Below are 16,784 nucleotides of genomic sequence, written 5' to 3'. Positions count from 1 at the left end.
GTACCTGGCACATCGCACCAGCCAGTGCATGAGTGGAGGGCTGTCCAGCCTGACGGCCGGACAGCCCTCACCAAGATCTTCATCAGTCTTCTAGGGCGAGAGGAGGTCGCCGTGTTCGCCGAGGCGCGGCGGCGGGCCGTACGACGGCTCGTGTCCGGGGACGCGGAACGGGCTGGCGACCAGGCGGTGGCCGCCCGCCTCGACGACCGCTCCGGGGGCGGCGGCCAGGGCCTCGGGGAGGGTGCGCACGGCCGCCGCGGGTACCCGCAGGGGCCGTAGCCGGGCCTCCCAGCCGGTCGCCGTGTCGGCGGCGAGGGCCTTCGTGACGGCGGCGACGACCTCCTCGCGGCGCGCCGCGCGCTCGGCCATCGTCGGGTAGCCGTCGAGGCCGGCCTCGGCCGCGAAGGAGCGCCAGAAGCCGTCGTGGGTGATGAAGAGGGCCAGGTGGCCGTCGGCGGTGGGGAAGAGCTGGGCCGGGACGTAGTAGGCGTGGGCGCCGCCGAGCCGGCGGGGCGCGCGGCCCTCGTTCAGCCAGGCGGCGGCATGGTAGTTGAGCTGGGACAGCATCACGTCCCGCAGCGAGACCTCGAGCTGGCCGCCCCGGCCGGAGTGCACCTGCGCCAGCAGGCCGAGGGCCGCGGCGAGACCGGCGGAGTTGTCCGCCGAGGAGTAGCCGGGGAGCTGCGGCGGGCCGTCCGGGGCGCCGGTCAGGGCCGCGATGCCGGTGGCGGCCTGGACGACGTAGTCGAAGGCGGGTTCGTCGCCCGCGTCCATGCCCCAGCCGGTGAGGATCACGCACACCAGCCGTTCGTTCCAGGGCGCGAGCGCCTCGTAGGTGAGGCCGAAGCGGCGGACGGCGGAGGGCTTGAGGTTGACCAGCAGGGCGTCGGTGTCCCGGACCAGCTCGTGCAGCCGCTCCTGGCCCCGCGCCGTCGCCAGATCCACGCGCACCGAGCGCTTGCCCCGGTTGAGGCTCGCGAAGTAGGCGTCCGAGACCTGCCGGGAGAGGTCCCCGCCGGGCGGTTCGACCTTGGTGACCGTCGCGCCCAGGTCGGCCAGGAGCATGGTGGCGTAGGGGCCCGCGAGGATGTGGCCGACCTCCAGGATCCTGAGGCCCGCGAGGGGTCCGGTCATCGGAAGGCCCCCGCGAGGGCCGCCACCGCGTCCCGGGTGCGCAGTTTCGAGGCGACCAGTTCCTCCCGGCCGTTCCCGATCGGCAGCAGGCGCACCGACAGGTCCGTCACCCCCGCGTCCGCGAACCGCCGGAAGCGGGCCTCGATGGCCGCCTCGTCGCCCGCCGCGCACAGGTCGCCGACGTCCCGGGCGTCGCCGTACTCCAGCAGCCGCCGGTAGTTGGGCGAGATCTCGGCCTCGCCGAGGATGCGGTTGGCCCGCTCTCGCGCCGCGTCCACCTCGTGGGGCGCGCACAGGCAGACCGGGATGCCCGCGACGATCCGCGGGGCGGGCCGCCCGGCCGACTCCGCCGCCTTGGTGATCGTCGGGACCACATGGCCGGCGACCGCCCGCTCGTCCGCCATCCAGAGGATCGTGCCGTGGGTGCGCTCCCCCGCGATCCTCAGCATCACCGGTCCCAACGCGGCCATCAGCACGGGGAGTTCGGCGACGGGGGCGATCGTGAGCGGGTTGTGGACCCGGAAGCGTTCGTTCTCGACGTCCACCGAGGCCGTCCCGTTCACCGCCTCGCCCAGCACGTCGAGGTAGTCACGGGTGTAGGCGGCGGGCTTCTCGTACGGGACGCCGAGCATGTCCCGCACGATCCAGTGGTGGGAGGCGCCGACGCCCAGCGCGAGCCGGCCGCCCGCCGCCGCGTGCGCCGACAGGGCCTGGCGGGCCAGGGCGACGGGGTGCTGGGCGTGCACCGGGACGACCGCGGTGCCCAGTTCGATGCGGGAGGTGGCCTGTCCCATCAGGGCGACGGCGGTCAGCGCGTCGAAGTCGGTGGGCACCTGCGGCACCCACACCGTGTCGAAGCCGGCCTCCTCCGCCCAGCGGGCGTCGTCGACCATCCGCGCCGCCTTGTGCGCGGCGTCGCCCCGCTCGGGGCCGCTCATCACTCCGACTCGCATGTCGGTTCCGTCCTGTCGGTAAGGGCGCGGATGTCCGCGACGATGACGTCGAGCGGGGTGCCGGTCGGGTACACGGCGGCCGCTCCGGCCTCGCGCAGCCTCGCGACGTCCCCCGCCGGGATGGTCCCGCCGACGACGACGGGGATGTCGTCCCCGCCGGCCGCCCGCAGCGCCTCGACGGTGCGCCGGGTCAGCGCCAGATGCGCACCGGACAGGATCGACAGCCCGACGAGGGCCACGTCCTCCTGTACGGCGGTGGCGGCGATGTCGTCGACGCGGCGCCGGATGCCGGTGAAGACGACCTCGAAACCGGCGTCGCGCAGGCCCCGGGCGACGAGTTTGGCGCCGCGGTCGTGGCCGTCCAGACCGGGCTTGGCGACCAGGACCCTGACGGGAGTGCCGGGCATCAGAACACCACCGGCTGCCGGAACTCGCCCCACACCTCGCGCAGGGCTCCCGCCATCTCCCCCACCGTGCAGTAGGAGGTGGCGCAGTCGATCAGGGGCTGCATCAGGTTGGTGTCTCCTTCGGCGGCGCGTCTCAGCTCCGTGAGCCGGGCCCGGACGTCGGCCGGGTCCCGCTCCGCCTTCACCCTTGCCAGCCGCTTCAGCTGCCGGTCGCGGCCCTCGGCGTCCAGTTCGTAGGTGGCGAGGTCGGGCGGCGGCTCGTCGACCGTGAACCGGTTGACGCCCACCACGGGGCGCTCCCCCGAGTCGACCGCCCGGTGCAGCCGCCACGCCTCGTCGGCGATCAGCCCCTGCAGATAGCCGTCCTCGATGCACCGGACCATCCCGCCGTGCGCCTCCAGATCGGCCATGACCCGCTCGACGCGTTCCTCGGTGGCGTCCGTCAGCGCCTCCACGAAGTACGAACCGCCCAGCGGGTCGGCGACCTTGGTGACGCCCGTCTCGTGGGCGAGGATCTGCTGGGTGCGCAGGGCGAGCGTGGCGGACTCCTCGCTGGGCAGCGCGAACGGCTCGTCCCAGGCGGCGGTGAACATCGACTGCACCCCGCCGAGGACGGAGGCGAGCGCCTCGTAGGCGACGCGGACGGTGTTGTTGCGGGCCTGGGGCGCGTACAGCGAGGCGCCGCCCGCGACGCACCCGAAGCGGAACATGCACGCCTTGTCGGTCTTGGCGCCGAACCGCTCGCGCATGAGGGTCGCCCAACGCCGTCTGCCCGCCCGGTACTTGGCGATCTCCTCGAAGAACTCGCCGTGGGTGTAGAAGAAGAAGGAGATCTGCGGGGCGAACTCGTCGACGGTCATCCGGCCCCGGGCCAGCACGGTCTCGACGTACGTCACCCCGTCGGCGAGCGTGAACGCCATCTCCTGGACGGCGGTGGCGCCCGCGTCGCGGAAGTGGGCGCCGGCGACGGAGATCGCGTTGAAGCGGGGCACCTCGGCGGCGCAGAACTCGATGGTGTCGGCGATCAGCCGCAGCGACGGCTCGGGCGGCCAGATCCAGGTGCCGCGCGAGGCGTACTCCTTGAGGATGTCGTTCTGGATGGTGCCGGTGAGCTTCGCGCGCGGGATGCCGCGTTTCTCGGCGGCGGCCACGTACAGGGCGAGCAGGATCGCCGCCGTGCCGTTGATGGTGAAGCTGGTGCTGATGCGGTCCAGCGGGATGGCGTCGAAGAGGGTCTCGGCGTCGGCGAGGGTGTCGACGGCGACCCCGACCCGGCCGACCTCGTCGGTGTACTCGGGGTCGTCGGAGTCGTAGCCGCACTGCGTGGGCAGGTCGAGGGCGACGGAGAGTCCGGTGCCGCCCTGGTCGAGGAGGTAGCGGTAGCGGCGGTTGGACTCCTCCGGGGTGCCGAAGCCGGAGTACTGGCGCAGGGTCCAGGTGCGGCCCCGGTAGCCGGTCGGGTAGTTGCCCCGGGTGAAGGGGAATCCGCCCGGGGCGGGCGGCTCGGCGCGCCGGTCGTCCGGGCCGTAGACCGGCTTCAGGGGGATCCCGGAGGCCGTGGTGTCGTCGTACGTCATGTCAGCTGGTCCTTCATCACCTTGCCGGTGGCGTTGAGCGGCAGCCCGGTGCGGAACTCGACCTGCCGGGGCACCTTGAAGCCGGCCATGCGCTCCTTCGCCCAGGCGATCAGCTCGGCCTCGGTGACCGCGCCGCGCGCCACGACGAACGCCTTGCCGACCTGGCCCAGCCGCTCGTCGGGCACGCCGATCACGGCGGCCTGGGCGACCGCGGGATGGCGCATGAGGAAGCCCTCGATCTCGGCCGGGTAGGCGTTGAAGCCGCCGACGACGAACATGTCCTTCTTGCGGCCGACGATCTTCAGGCGGCCCTCCTCGTCGAGTTCTCCCAGGTCGCCGGTGTGCAGCCAGCCGTCGGCGTCGATCGCCTCGGCGGTGGCGGCGGGGTCGTCGAGATAGCCCCGCATCACGCCGTACCCCCGCACGAGGACCTCGCCGTCGTCGGCGACGCGGATCTCGAAGCCCTCGCAGGGGCGGCCGACGGTGGTGGCGACGGCCTCGTAGGGGTCGCCGGGGCGGGAGGCGGTGACGGTGCCGGCCTCGGTGAGGCCGTAGCCGGTCATCAGGTGGCGGAACGGCAGCTCGGCGGTGATCCTGCGGACCAGCTCGACCGGGATGTCGGCGGAGCCGGTGACCGCGACGCGCAGGGAGGACAGGTCGCGGCCACCGTCCGCCCGGAGGAGGGAGTGGTACAGCGTGGGCGGGCCCGGGAGGACCGTCACCCGCTCCTTCTCCACCAGCTCCAGCACCCGGTCGACGTCGAACACGGCCAGCGGCAGCACAGTCGCGCCCCGGATCATCGAGGCCACCAGACCGGCCTTGTAGCCGAAGATGTGGAAGAACGGGTTGACGATCAAGTAGCGGTCGCCGGTGCGCAGTTGTGCGAGGTCGCACCACTCCTCGTAGAGCCGCAGGGTCTGGCCGTGGGTGGTCATCACCCCCTTGGGGCGGCCCGTCGTACCGGAGGTGAAGATGATGTCCGCCAAGTCGTCGGGGCCGACCGGGTGTTCCAGGGGCTCGCCCGAGCCGAGGAACCCGCCCTCGCCCAGGTCGATCACGGGGACCCCGGGCGGACCGGTGAACTCCCGGTCCAGGAAGCCGCTCTGCACCAGCAGCAGCTTGGCGCCGCTGCGGACGACGATGTCGTGCGTCTCCTCGTCACGGAACCGGGTGTTGACGGGGACGAGGACGCCGCCGGCCGTGAGCAGGCCGAACGCGGCGACGATCCACTCGGCCGAGTTGGGCGCCCACAGCGCGACCCGGTCGCCGGGGCCGACGCCCGCCGAGGCGAACGCCCCGGCGGTGCGGCGGACCTGGTCGGCGAGTTCGGCGAAGGTCAGCCGCCGGTCGCCGTCGACCACGGCCTCGGCGTCGCCGAACCGCTCGGCGGCGTCGCGCACCAGCTCCGGAATGCTCTGCCAGCGCACGGCCCGGCTCATCCGTCGATCAGCCGGGCCAGATTGCCGCCCATGACCTTCGCCTTGTCCTCCTCGGTGAGCTTCACCAGGTGGTCGACGTAGGTGACCGGGTCGGCCAGGCCCTCGGGGTGCGGGTAGTCGGAGCCGAACAGGACGCGCTCGATGCCGATGAGATCGCCGAGGGCGGCCATGTCCTCCTCCCAGAACGGGCTGATGTGGATGTTCCGCCTGAAGACCTGGACCGGGTCCTCCCGGAACTCGTGCGGCATCTTCTTGTGGACGTCGGCCAGCCGGTCCAGGACCGGCAGCACCCAGGAGGCGCCGTTCTCGATGACGGCGACCTTCAGCTCGGGGAAGCGGGAGAGCGCGCCGTGGCAGATCAGCGAGGACACCGCGTCCTCGATCGGCCGCCATTCGTTGACCTGGCGGAACGCGTTGGGCTTGAAGGGCAGGAACTCGCGCTTGTTGCCCTCCCAGTCGTTGGCGTAGTTCGCGTAGCCCGAGTCGGAGGAGTGGAAGGCGACCAGGACGCCGGTCTCCACCACCCGCTTCCAGAACGGGTCGAACTCCTCCAGCGCGAAGGACCGGGTGCCGCCGAAGCCGGGCACCGGGGCGGGCCGGATCAGGATCGCCCGCGCCCCGCGCTCCACGACCCAGTTCAGCTCGTCGATCGCCTTCTCGACGATCGGGAGCGTGATGACGGGAACCGTGAAGATACGGTCCTTGTAGGCGAAGCCCCAGGTCTCGTGCAGCCACTGGTTGAGGGCGTGGATGACCGCGTGGATCAGCTCCGGGTCGTCCTTCATCCGCTCCTCGATGAGGCTCGCGAGGGTCGGGAACATCAGGCTGCGCCGGATGCCGAGATCGTCCATGAGGGCGAGCCGCGGGGCCGGTTCACGGAAGGCGGGGACCGAGCGCATGGGCTCGCCGAAGATCTCCCGGCGGGTCTTGCCGTTCGGGTTGCCGACCTTGAAGTACTCCTCCATGGCGCCCGGGCGGGCGACCACGTCGAAGGTGGGGTTCGGGATGTACTCGCTGATCTGCCCGCGGATCGCGATCTTCGTGCGGCCGCGGACGTTCACGTACTCGATCGCCCCGTCGTACTCCTTCGGGAGGTACCGGGTGAGCGCTTCCTGCGTCTCGTAGAGGTGGTTGTCCGCGTCGAACAGCGGATACGCGAGATCACGAGAGGGCATGAGAGATCCTCCTTCACCTATGGCGAGAATCGTATTCTCACTTGAGTGGAGTGGCAATGCTGTGCCGGAGCACGAACTTCTTGATCTTGCCGCTCGGGGTGCGCGGGAAGTCGTCGACCGTGTGCACCTGTTCGGGCCACTTCTGCCGGGCCATGCCGGAGCGCCGGAAGTGCAGCCGCAGCTCGGCGAGGCCCGGCGCCGACCAGCCGGGCAGCATCCGCAGCACGGCCGCGGCCCGCTCGCCGAGCCGCGGGTCGGGCGCGGCGACCACCGCCGCCTCCGCCACGCCCGCCAGGCCCAGCAGGACCTCCTCGACCTCCAGGGCGCTGATGTTCTCGCCGCCCCGGATGATGACGTCCGCCTTGCGGTCGGTGATCGACAGCCAGCCCTCGTCGTCGACGACCCCGATGTCCCCCGTCCGGTACCAGCCGTCCCGGTCGAAGGCGGCGGCGGTCAGGGCCGGGTCGGTGTAGCCGAGGCAGAGATCGGGGCCGCGGGTGAGGATCTCGCCGTCGTCGTCGAGCCCCACCTCCACGCCGGGCAGCGGGAGTCCGTCGGTGTACAGCCGCTTGGCGGCCGGCCCGTCGTACGGGGTGCAGGTCACCGAGGGATGCTCGGTGGAGCCGTAGGCCCGGAACACCGTGATGCCCAGATCCTCCAGCCGGGTCGTCACGGCGGAGGCGACGGACGCGCCGCCGAGGCCGGCGTACCGCAGCCGGGCGAGGTGCTCGGGCGTGCAGTCGGGGTGGTCGAGCAGGCTCGTCATGTAGTACGTCGCACCGCCGCCGACGGTCAGCCCCTCGTCCTTCATCAGGGCGAGCGCCTGCGCGGGGTTCCAGGTGTCGCCGAGGTGGACCGGGGTGCCGTCGAGCACGGGGATGAGGAAGGCGTTGACCATGCCGATGAAGTGGCCGACGGGCGCGACGGTGAACTGTCGGCCCCGGTCGGGCGGGTAGCTCGCGGCGAGCTGGCGGGTCTCGAAGCCGAGGGTGCGGTGGCTGTGGATCACGCCCTTGGGGTCACGGGTGGTGCCGGAGGTGAAGGCGATCAGGGCGGGGGCGTCCGGGTCGACGGGGAGGGCGCCGGACAGCGGCTCGTCGGCGAGCAGGTCGTCGAAGTCCCGGCCGACGATCCCCACCACCGGCACCGAGGCGCACAGCCCGGGGTCGAAGACGAGGCGTCCGAAGCGTTCGGCGGTGAAGAAGGCCCTGGGGCGGGTGGCCTCGACGATGTACCGGACCTCTTTGAGGCCGTAGAAGTGGACCACCGGGACGACGACCGCGCCGAGGAAGGCGGAGGCCCAGAAGACGGCGGCCGCCTCCATCCAGTTGGGCAGCTGCATGACGATCACGTCGCCGGGACCCACGCCGCGCGCGGCCAGTCCGCCGGCCAGCCGCCGGGCCACCCGCTCCACCTGCGCGAACGTGCCCGCCCAGGGCCGTACCTCGGAGTGGACCCGGAACTCGGTGTCCGCCGCCGCGGCCAGCCCCCTCGTCAGCAGGTCGCCGAGGGTCTCGCGGGTCCACCACCCCTCGGCCTCGTAGCGCGCGGCCAGTTCGGGCGGCACCGGCCGCAGGGCGCCGGAAGGGAAGGTCGGCATGAAGGGAATCGCCTCCTCTACTGCATGAGAATTGCACTCTCGCACAACGAGAAGGTAACTTCCATACATGGCACGCGACCACGGCTTCCATCCGGTGCGGATCACCCGGATCGTCGACGAGACGCCGGATGTGCGCACGTTCGCCCTCGACGCCGGCTTTCCCTACCGGGCGGGGCAGTTCCTGACGTTCCGGCTGCGCGGCACCCTGCGCAGCTACTCGATGTCGAGTTCCCCCGACACCGACGGCGAGCTGTGCGTCACCGTCAAACGGGTGCCGGGCGGGCTGGTGTCCGGCTGGATGCACGACGAGCTGCGCCCCGGGGACGTCCTGGAGGCCACCCGGCCCAGCGGATCGTTCTGTCTGCGCCCGGACGTCGGCGACCGACCGCTGGTCGCGTTCGCCGGGGGCAGCGGCATCACCCCCGTGTTCTCCCTGGTGAAGAGCGCACTGGCGACGACCGCCCGGCCCGTACGGCTGCTGACCGCCCACCGCGACGCACCGTCCGCGATCTTCCGCGCCGAGCTCGACGCGCTGGCGGACCGCCGTCCCGGGCGGCTCACCGTGCGGCAGCATTTCGACGACCGCGACGGACTGGTCACGGCCGAGCAGGTCCGGGATCTCGCGGACGGCGCGTCGCGGTGGGCGGACTTCTACCTCTGCGGTCCGGAGCCGTTCATGGACCTGGTCGAGCAGGTGCTCACCGCGCAGGGGGTCCCCCGGGAGCGGATCGTCGCCGAACGCTTCGCCCCGGTGAACGGCACGGCGGCCCCGCCCGCGCGGCCGGCCGACGGCACGGTCACCGTCGTTCTACGAGGTCAGCGGCGCTCCGTGCCACGGCGGACCGGCGAGACCCTGCTCCAGAGCGCCCGCCGTGCCGGGTTCACCCCGCCCTTCTCCTGTGAGTCGGGCGACTGCGCGACCTGCATGGCCAAGGTCATCGCGGGGGAGTCAAAGATGCGGGTGAACAACGCCCTCGACGCCGACGAAGTCGCCGAGGGGTATGTGCTCACCTGCCAGGCGGAGCCGGCCACGCCGGACCTGACGGTGGAGTACGAGGACTGACATGGTCGAGCTGGAGATCGAGAACGGCCTCGCCGTCGTCACCATCGACCGGCCGCACGCCCGCAACGCCGTCGACCTGACGACCATGGCCGAGCTGGAGAAGGCCCTGGACGCGGCCGACGGCGCGCTCGCGCTCGCGGTGACCGGGGCCGGCGACAAGGCGTTCGTGTCCGGCGGGGACCTGAAGGAACTCGCCCGGCTGCGCACCGAGCCGGAGGCCGCGCGGATGGCGCTGCGGATGCGCGCCGTCTGCGACCGCATCGCCGCCTTCCCCGGCCCGGTCGTCGCCGCCCTCGGCGGGCACGCGTTCGGCGGGGGCGCGGAGGTCGCGGTCGCCGCCGACCTCCGGATCGCCGCCGAGGACGTCCGCATCGGCTTCAACCAGTCCCGGCTGGCGATCGTGCCGGCCTGGGGCGGAGCCGAGCGGCTGGCCCGGCTGGTGGGCCCGGGACGGGCGCTGCTGCTGGCCGGCACCGGCCGGATCCTCGACGCCGCCGAGGCCGAACGGCTCGGTCTGGTGGACCTGGTCCTGCCCCGCGCCGGATTCACCGACGCCTGGCGGGAGGTGGCCCGCGCGCTGGCGACCGCGCAGGCCAAGGAGATCAAGGAGCTGACCACCCGCACGAGAACGCCGGAGGAGGCCGCCGCGGCCTTCGCCCGGCTGTGGGTGGCCGACGAGCACTGGGAAGCGGCCGAGAGGGTGATGTCCCGTGGCAAGTGAAGTCCGCGTCGAGGAGGGTCCGTTCGGGCCGGAGGTCCGCCCGGACGGACCGGTGGAGCAGACCGTGCTGTATCTGCACGGGGACCCGCGGCTCGCGGGCACCCCGCAGGACGCCCTGCCCACCGCCCGTGAACTGGCCCGCACCACCGGGTACGCCGTGCTGTGCGCCCGCTACCGGCCCCGGTTCCCGCAGGCGCTCCAGGACGTGTACGACGCCTGGGAGCACTGCCGGGCCCAGGGCGGCGCGGTGGCGGTGGCCGGCAAACGGCTCGGCGGGGCGCTCGCCGCGGGGCTGCTGCTGCGGCTGCGCGACGAGGGCGCGCCGCCGCCCACCTGCGCGGTGCTCGTCTCCCCGCTCCTCGACCTCACCCTGGACGCGCCCAGCCTGCTGCTGAACGCGGCCGCCGACCGCACGGTGGACGCGGAGTCGCTCCCGGTGCGGGCGGCGGCGTACGCCGGGGACACCCCGCGCACCACTCCCCTGCTCAGCCCGCTGCACGGGAATCTGCACGGCCTGCCCCCGATACAGCTGCACGCGGCCGGCACCGAGGTCCTGCTGGACGACGCCCTGTCCTTCGCGACCCGGGCGGCGCACTCGGGGGTCGCGGTGGACCTGCGGGTGTACGAGGACGCGTCGGCGCTGGGGCTGCGGCAGGCGGGGGCGATGGCGGAGTATCTGCGGGTGCGGTGCGCGAGCCGGCTGGTCACTCCAGGATGAACTCGGCGGCCCGCCAGGCGAGCGCCATGACGGGCCCGTTGAGATTCCCGGACACCATCGCGGGCAGTACGGACGCGTCGACGACCCGCAGGTTGTCGACGCCCCGCACCTGCAGCCGCGCGTCGGTCACGTCCTCCGGGGCGGAGCCCATCGCACAGGTGCCGATCGCGTGGAACCCGCAGTACCCGCCGTCCAGCGACGAGGCGAGGATCTCCTCGTCGCTCTCCACTGCGGGCCCGGGAAACGTCTCCCGCCGGATCCGCGAGGCGATCGGCTCGGTGGCGAAGAACTCCCGCAGCCGCCGGAACAGATCGGCGCCCACCTCACGGTCGTACGCCGACCGCCAGTACCCGGGGTCGATGTCCAGCCCGGCGTCCGGGTCCGCGGAGGTGATCGCGAGGGAGCCCTCCGAGGTGGGGCGGAGCACCATCGCGCAGGCGGACACACCGGGCTCCCGCTCGACGGCCGCCGGTTTCCCGGGGGCCAGCGCAGCCAGCGACCAGGGGGCGAGGAGGATCTCGGCGTCCGGGCGGGCCGACTCGGGGCGGGTCTTCAGGAAGCCGATCACGTCGTAGGCGGGCCGGGCGAGCGGGCCCTTGCGGGTGAGCAGGTATCCGGCGCCGGTGCGGGCCTGGGCGGCCGGCGTGGCGAGGAGGCGGTTCACGCCGAGCGGGGCGTTCAGCCGGAACCGCAGGGCCAGACAGCGGTGTTCGCGCAGCCGGGCGCCGACGTGCGGCCGGTCGAGGCGGACCTCGACGCCGGCCCGGCGGAGCGTCTCGGCGGGGCCGATGCCCGAGAGCTGGAGCAGCCGGGGCGTGCCGAGGCTGCCCAGGGAGAGCACGACCTCGCGGCGGGCCCGGACGTCCTCCTCGTGCCCCTCGGCGGTGCGGACCCGTACGCCGACCGCCTTGTCGCCGTCGAACAGGACGCGCAGGGCGGTCGTGCGGTGGGCGACGGTCAGGTTGGGGCGGGAGCGGGCCGGACCGAGGAAGGCGCGGGCGGCGCTGAAGCGCTGTCCGGCCTTGATGGTGGCCATCGCGTACCCGATGCGCTCGCCGTCCTCCTCGTTGACGTCCGGTACGGTCCGCAGGCCGAACCGGGCGCCGGTGGCGAGGAGTTCGTCGCACAGGGGATCCGGGTCGCGCACCCCCGACACATGCAGGGGGCCGTCCGCGCCCCGGGTGGCGGTGGCGCCGAACGCGTTGTCCTCCAGCGCGCGGAAGACGGGCAGGATCTCGTCCCAGCCCCAGCCGGGGTTGCCGAGCTCCGCGAGGCCGTCCCAGTCGGTGCGGGTCCCCCGGTTGTAGACCATGCCGTTGACGGCGCTGGAGCCGCCCAGCACCTTGCCGCGCACCCACACCTCCGGGTTGCCGCCCTCCCGGAGCGGGCGGGTGCGGTAGTGCCAGGAGTAGGCGGGGTCGCCGAAGAGCTTCCCGACGCCTTTGGGGATCCGCAGATACGGGTGCCGGCCGGTGCCGCCCGCCTCGACGAGCAGCACCCGGGTCCCGGGGTCGCGCGAGAGCCGGTCGGCGAGCACACAGCCCGCCGATCCGGCGCCGACGACGACGTAGTCGTACATCTGTCTCTCCTCTACTGGTCGTCGCGGTACACCCGCCCGCCCTTCATGACGAAGCACACCCGTTCGGTGACCGACAGGTCGGCGAGCGGGTCTCCGGGGACCGCGACGACGTCCGCGAGGAGTCCCTCGCGCAGTCGTCCGCGGTCGTCGGCGTCGATGAGCTCGGCCGCCACGACGGTCGCGGCGCGCAGCGCGTCGAGCGGCCGCATGCCCCGGTCGGCGAGGGCGAGCAGTTCCTTGGCGCCCCGGCCGTGCGGGATCGCGGGGGCGTCGGTGCCGACGGCGACCTTGACGCCGCGCCGGATCGCCCGGGCGGTGGACTCGCGGGCGCGCGGGAAGACCTCGGCGGCCTTGGCCCGGAGTTCGGGGTCGGCGTGGGCGGTGTCCATGCCCTCGGTGAGATAGGTCGTGGCGACCAGGAAGGTGCCGCGTTCGGCCATCAGGTCGAGGGTGGCGTCGCTCGCGAGGAAGCCGTGCTCGACGCAGTCGATGCCGGCCTCGACGGCGGCCCGGATCGCGGAGTCGCCCATGCAGTGCGCGGCGACCTTCACCCCGGCCCGGTGCGCCTCGTCGACGATCGCGCGCAGTTCCTCGTCGGAGTACTGCTGGGCGCCGGCCGGTCCGGTGTGCGACATGACGCCGTTGGAGGCGCACACCTTGATCACCCGGGCGCCGTACTTGAGCTGGTACCGGACCGCCTTGCGGACCTCGGCGACGCCGTCGGCGATGCCCTCCTCGACGGTCAGCGGCAGCACGCCCGGCGCGAACGCCTGGAACATGGTGGGGTCGAGATGGCCGCCGGTCGGCGCGATCGCGTGTCCGGCGGGCACGATCCGCGGTCCGTCGACCCAGCCGAGGTCGATCGCCTTCTTCAGCGCCACGTCCAGGAGCACGCCCCCGGTCTGCACGAACAGACCGAGGTTGCGTACGGTCGTCCAGCCGTGGTGGAGGGTGCGGCGGGCGTTGGCGACCGCGCGCAGGGTCCGTACGGCCGGGTCCTCCTGGACCGGGATGAGGGGACTCCTGTGGTCGGGGCCCCCGAGGAAGAGGTTGACCTCCATGTCCATCAGGCCCGGCAGCAGCGTGACGTCCCCGAGGTCGCGCACCACCGTGCCCTCGGGGAGCCGGGCGGGTCGGCCCACCTCGACGATCCGCTCGCCGACCACCAGCAGTTCGCCGGGCTCGACGAGTTCGCCCTTGTCGACGTCGAGGAGGCGGGCGGCCCGCAGCAGGACCGGTGGCTCCGGGGGCCGTTTCATCACACGGCCGGTTCGACGACGGCGTCGATGCTCGACGGGCCGCTGTCGGGGACGCGCGGCTGGCCCCAGGCCTCCACCGGGAAGGCCACGGTGATCAGTGAACAAAACGCCCACAGCAGGTGCTTGTCCTCGTCGCCGATACCGTCGAGCTGCACCTTCTCCAGATAGGCGGTGCCCTTCTCCAGGAGCGGGAACGCGACGTCGTAGAACGCCTGGAGCTCCTCCATGGTGGAGGCGATCCGCTTGGCGTAGCGGAGCTTCTCGCCGTGGATCGCCCAGTCGGCGAAGGGTTCCAGGTCGGCGAACTCGGCGGGAAAGACGTTGGCCATGTCCGGGATCTCCCTCACTTCGCGTACTCGTCGACGAACCTGCGTGCCGTGGAGTGCAGATGGCGCAGCAGAACCTCCTGGTCGCACAGCGGGAAGCCGTCCAGTGTGCGCGACTCCAGCATGGTCTGGGTGGCCTCCAGCGTGTTGCCGTCCTGCAGGCCGTACTCCTTGAACGACACCACCGCGAGCTCCTGCTGGAGGCGCTGGAAGGCGTTCTCCGGCGGGACGAAGTAGGCGGTGCCCTCGAAGATGTGCGTGTTGTACGAGGTCGGCCAGTAGTGGTAGGTCAGCACCCAGTTGGGCCGCCAGATCAGCAGCATGAAGTTGGGGAAGAACACGAAGGAGTCCATGCCCCAGACCTTGCTGCGGGTCGGGTTGACCGCCGACGGGAGTTCCTCGGTGGTCACGCCGATGTCGGGGGCCTCCCAGGCGCCGAACAGCCCGCTGCGCAGGGCCCGTTCGACCGGCTTGACCATGGCCCGCTCCTTCGGCGGGGCGATGCCGCCCCAGGAGGAGACCATGCTGTGCGGGCCGTCGATGTCGTACGACAGCGCCTCGTAGCCGTACTTCTTGATCTTGGCGGCCTCTTCGGCGACGTACTGGCCGGAGTGCAGGATCGGCGCGTGGTAGAACTCGGCGAACGCGTCGATGAACAGCTTCCAGTTGCTGCCGATCTCGGCGCGGTACTTGTGCACCTGGGTGAGCTTGTGGAACGGGTAGCCCTCGATGCCGGCGCCGAACTTGCCGAGGTAGTCCTTGAGGGACTGGGTGTTGTCGGGGTCGAGGTTGACGAAGACGAACCCCTCCCAGACCTCGGTGTGCACCTGCAGCAGTCCGTAGCGGGACTTGTCGAGGTCGAAGAACTCCGACTCCTGCTGGACGAAGGTGAGCTTGCCCTCGAGGTCGTAGCGCCAGGCGTGGTACTTGCAGGTGAAGGCGCGGCAGGTGCCCTTGGTCTCCTCGCGCGGGTAGTCGTCCCAGACGAGCTTGTTGCCGCGGTGCCGGCAGACGTTGTGGAAGGCGCGCACCTCGCCGTCGGTGCCGCGCACGACGACGACGGAGGCCCGGGCCGCGTCCAGCTCCTTGGTGAAGTAGCTCCCCTTGCGGGGGAGTTGCTCGACGCGGCCGACGTTCAGCCAGGTCCGGCGGAAGATCGCGTCTCGTTCGCGTTCGTAGAACTCGGGTGAGACCGAGTCCGCGTACGAGACCGGCTCGGTGTCGATCTCGAAGTGCTCGGTCCAACTGCCCTCGGAGGGCTTCGGGAAGTGCGCCATGGAACGGAACCTCCGGTCGGTTGACCCCGCCAAGATAACAGCGATCTCTCTTGAGGAGAATACCGTTTCCGCTTATCGTCGACAGAGTTCTCAAGACGCCCCAAGACGCCCGGCCCGGGAGGACGCACGTGACCGCTGCCACGCGCCACCAGCACTGGATCGACGGCCGGGACGCACCGCCGGACGGCGGGACCTGGCTGGCGACGCTCGACCCGGCCACCCGCGAACGCGGCGACGGGATCGCCGCGGGCACGGCCGCCGACGTGGACCGGGCGGTGGCGGCGGCCGAACGGGCCCGGCACGACTGGGCCGCCCTCTCCCCCGCCCGGCGCTCGGCCGTGCTGCACCGGATCGCCGACGCCATGGAGGAGGACGCCGGGACGCTGATGCGGCTGGAGCGGGAGTGCACCGGCAAGGTCCCGGCGCAACTGCGGCTGGAGGCCGACCTGTCGGCGCAGTACTTCCGCTACTACGCCGGCGTCGTCCGGGCCGCCGGGCAGGGGCGGGTGATCGAGCAGGGGGCGGGCGTGCACACGTACACCCGCTACGAGCCGTACGGCGTCGTCGGGGTGATCACCCCCTGGAACCTGCCCCTCAACCAGGCCTGCCGGGCGCTCGCCCCGGCACTGGCGACGGGCAACGCGGTGGTGGCCAAGCCCTCGGAGTTCACCTCCGTCTCCACCCTGCACCTGGCCCGGCTCGCGTCCCGCGCCGGGCTGCCGGACGGGGTCCTGAACGTGGTCACCGGCACCGGTCCCGAGGCGGGGGCCGCGCTCGCCGCGCACCCGGGGGTACGGCGGCTCGCCTTCACCGGGTCGGTGGCCACCGGGCGGCGGCTGGCCGGGGTCGCCGCCGGGCGGCTGATCCCCCTCACCCTCGAACTGGGCGGCAAGTCACCGCTGCTGGTGTTCGCGGACGCGGATCTGGAGGGGGCGGTGGCGGCGGCCGTGACGGCGCTCGCCGCCAACTCCGGGCAGGTCTGCTCGGCGACCACCCGGCTGCTGGTGGAGGAGTCCGTCCACGACGAGGTGGTGCGGCGGGTGGTCACGGCCGTGGAGAGGCTCCGGCCCGGGGTGGACTTCGGTCCGTTGATCACCGAGGCGCAGTACGAGAAGGTGCTCGGCCTGCTCGCCGGGACCCCGGGGGCGGCGACCGGCGGCGGGCCGTACACCGAGGGTCCGGCGGCGCGCGGGCTCTATGTACGGCCCACCGTGTACGCCCGCGTCGATCCGGGCGCCCGGATCGCCCGCGAGGAGGTGTTCGGGCCGGTGCTGGTGACCCTGCCCTTCCGGGACGAGGCCGAGGCCCTGCGGCTCGCCAACGACACCGACTACGGGCTGGTGGCCGCCGTCTGGAGCGGCGACCTGGCCCGCGGACTGCGACTGGCCGAGCGTATCGACGCCGGTCAAGTGGCCGTCAACGGCGGCCCGTTGACCATCGAGACCCCGTTCGGCGGCTACAAGGACAGCGGTTACGGGCGGGAGAAGGGTCTGGCCGCCCTGCACGAGTACGCCCAGCTCAAGACCGTCAGCGCACAGCTCTAGCGAGGAGGCAGT

At 72.4% G+C, this 16,784-nt stretch carries 15 protein-coding genes; 4 read left to right on the top strand and 11 right to left on the bottom strand.

What is annotated here, in order from left to right; genetic code table 11:
• Positions 1-90 precede the first annotated feature (90 nt).
• Genes ABZ464_RS22525 through ABZ464_RS22495 form a run of 7 tightly spaced genes read right to left on the bottom strand, consistent with a single transcriptional unit; the run spans position 91 to position 8,285 of the window.
• Entirely contained in the window at positions 91-1,134 is a 1,044-nt protein-coding gene (locus ABZ464_RS22525; protein WP_359279410.1) for a CoA transferase, read from the bottom strand.
• A complete protein-coding gene (locus tag ABZ464_RS22520; RefSeq protein WP_359279409.1) occupies positions 1,131-2,087 on the bottom strand; it encodes a TIGR03564 family F420-dependent LLM class oxidoreductase in 957 nt (318 codons plus the stop codon). Before ABZ464_RS22520 ends, ABZ464_RS22525 begins: the two co-directional genes overlap by 4 nt.
• Positions 2,072-2,494: a cobalamin B12-binding domain-containing protein gene (locus ABZ464_RS22515; RefSeq protein WP_359279408.1), complete on the bottom strand. Its 423-nt coding sequence runs from the start codon at positions 2,492-2,494 to the stop codon at positions 2,072-2,074. The genes ABZ464_RS22520 and ABZ464_RS22515 overlap by 16 nt, the downstream gene beginning before the upstream one ends.
• Positions 2,494-4,071, bottom strand: a complete 1,578-nt coding sequence (locus ABZ464_RS22510; RefSeq protein WP_359279407.1) for a methylmalonyl-CoA mutase family protein — start codon at positions 4,069-4,071, stop codon at positions 2,494-2,496. The genes ABZ464_RS22515 and ABZ464_RS22510 overlap by 1 nt, the downstream gene beginning before the upstream one ends.
• Entirely contained in the window at positions 4,068-5,510 is a 1,443-nt protein-coding gene (locus ABZ464_RS22505; RefSeq protein WP_359279406.1) for a FadD3 family acyl-CoA ligase, read from the bottom strand. The genes ABZ464_RS22510 and ABZ464_RS22505 overlap by 4 nt, the downstream gene beginning before the upstream one ends.
• On the bottom strand, positions 5,507-6,685 hold the full coding sequence (locus ABZ464_RS22500; RefSeq protein ID WP_359279405.1) for an amidohydrolase family protein: 1,179 nt from the start codon (positions 6,683-6,685) through the stop codon (positions 5,507-5,509). Before ABZ464_RS22500 ends, ABZ464_RS22505 begins: the two co-directional genes overlap by 4 nt.
• A 37-nt stretch (positions 6,686-6,722) precedes the next feature.
• The gene (locus ABZ464_RS22495; RefSeq protein ID WP_359279404.1) at positions 6,723-8,285 is read right to left on the bottom strand and encodes an AMP-binding protein; all 1,563 of its coding nucleotides are present in this window, start codon (positions 8,283-8,285) and stop codon (positions 6,723-6,725) included.
• A gap of 67 nt (positions 8,286-8,352) precedes the next feature.
• Between ABZ464_RS22495 and ABZ464_RS22490 the strand changes: the two genes are divergently transcribed.
• From ABZ464_RS22490 to ABZ464_RS22480, 3 genes are read left to right on the top strand one after another with little or no spacing between them, the layout of a single operon-like run.
• On the top strand, positions 8,353-9,348 hold the full coding sequence (locus ABZ464_RS22490; RefSeq protein WP_359279403.1) for a ferredoxin--NADP reductase: 996 nt from the start codon (positions 8,353-8,355) through the stop codon (positions 9,346-9,348).
• A 1-nt stretch (position 9,349) separates the two neighbouring features.
• A complete protein-coding gene (locus ABZ464_RS22485; protein ID WP_359279402.1) occupies positions 9,350-10,069 on the top strand; it encodes an enoyl-CoA hydratase/isomerase family protein in 720 nt (239 codons plus the stop codon).
• Positions 10,059-10,787 (top strand): alpha/beta hydrolase fold domain-containing protein, encoded by a 729-nt coding sequence (locus tag ABZ464_RS22480; protein WP_359279401.1) that lies wholly within the window; start codon positions 10,059-10,061, stop codon positions 10,785-10,787. Before ABZ464_RS22485 ends, ABZ464_RS22480 begins: the two co-directional genes overlap by 11 nt.
• Here the strand turns inward: ABZ464_RS22480 and ABZ464_RS22475 are convergent.
• The 4 genes from ABZ464_RS22475 to ABZ464_RS22460 are packed head-to-tail and all read right to left on the bottom strand — an operon-like array spanning position 10,774 to position 15,228.
• Positions 10,774-12,366, bottom strand: coding sequence for a GMC family oxidoreductase N-terminal domain-containing protein (locus ABZ464_RS22475; protein ID WP_359279400.1), 1,593 nt, complete (start codon positions 12,364-12,366; stop codon positions 10,774-10,776). The two genes, ABZ464_RS22480 and ABZ464_RS22475, sit on opposite strands and share 14 nt — an antisense overlap.
• Positions 12,367-12,377: 11 nt before the next feature.
• On the bottom strand, positions 12,378-13,625 hold the full coding sequence (locus tag ABZ464_RS22470; protein ID WP_359279399.1) for an amidohydrolase family protein: 1,248 nt from the start codon (positions 13,623-13,625) through the stop codon (positions 12,378-12,380).
• On the bottom strand, positions 13,625-13,954 hold the full coding sequence (locus ABZ464_RS22465) for a hypothetical protein (protein ID WP_359279398.1): 330 nt from the start codon (positions 13,952-13,954) through the stop codon (positions 13,625-13,627). Before ABZ464_RS22465 ends, ABZ464_RS22470 begins: the two co-directional genes overlap by 1 nt.
• A 14-nt stretch (positions 13,955-13,968) precedes the next feature.
• Complete coding sequence (locus ABZ464_RS22460; protein ID WP_359279397.1) at positions 13,969-15,228, bottom strand: aromatic ring-hydroxylating dioxygenase subunit alpha; 1,260 nt, start codon at positions 15,226-15,228, stop codon at positions 13,969-13,971.
• A 128-nt stretch (positions 15,229-15,356) separates the two neighbouring features.
• Here ABZ464_RS22460 and ABZ464_RS22455 point away from each other — a divergent pair, with 128 nt between their 5' ends.
• Positions 15,357-16,772 carry an aldehyde dehydrogenase family protein gene (locus ABZ464_RS22455; RefSeq protein WP_359279396.1) on the top strand — a complete coding sequence of 472 codons (1,416 nt, stop codon included), beginning with the start codon at positions 15,357-15,359 and terminating at the stop codon, positions 16,770-16,772.
• The last annotated feature ends 12 nt before the right edge of the window (positions 16,773-16,784 follow it).

It is taken from the genome of Streptomyces sp. NPDC005820 (assembly GCF_040630255.1).
Classification (GTDB): Bacteria; Actinomycetota; Actinomycetes; order Streptomycetales; family Streptomycetaceae; genus Streptomyces.
This window is presented reverse-complemented; position numbering and strand designations above follow the sequence as displayed.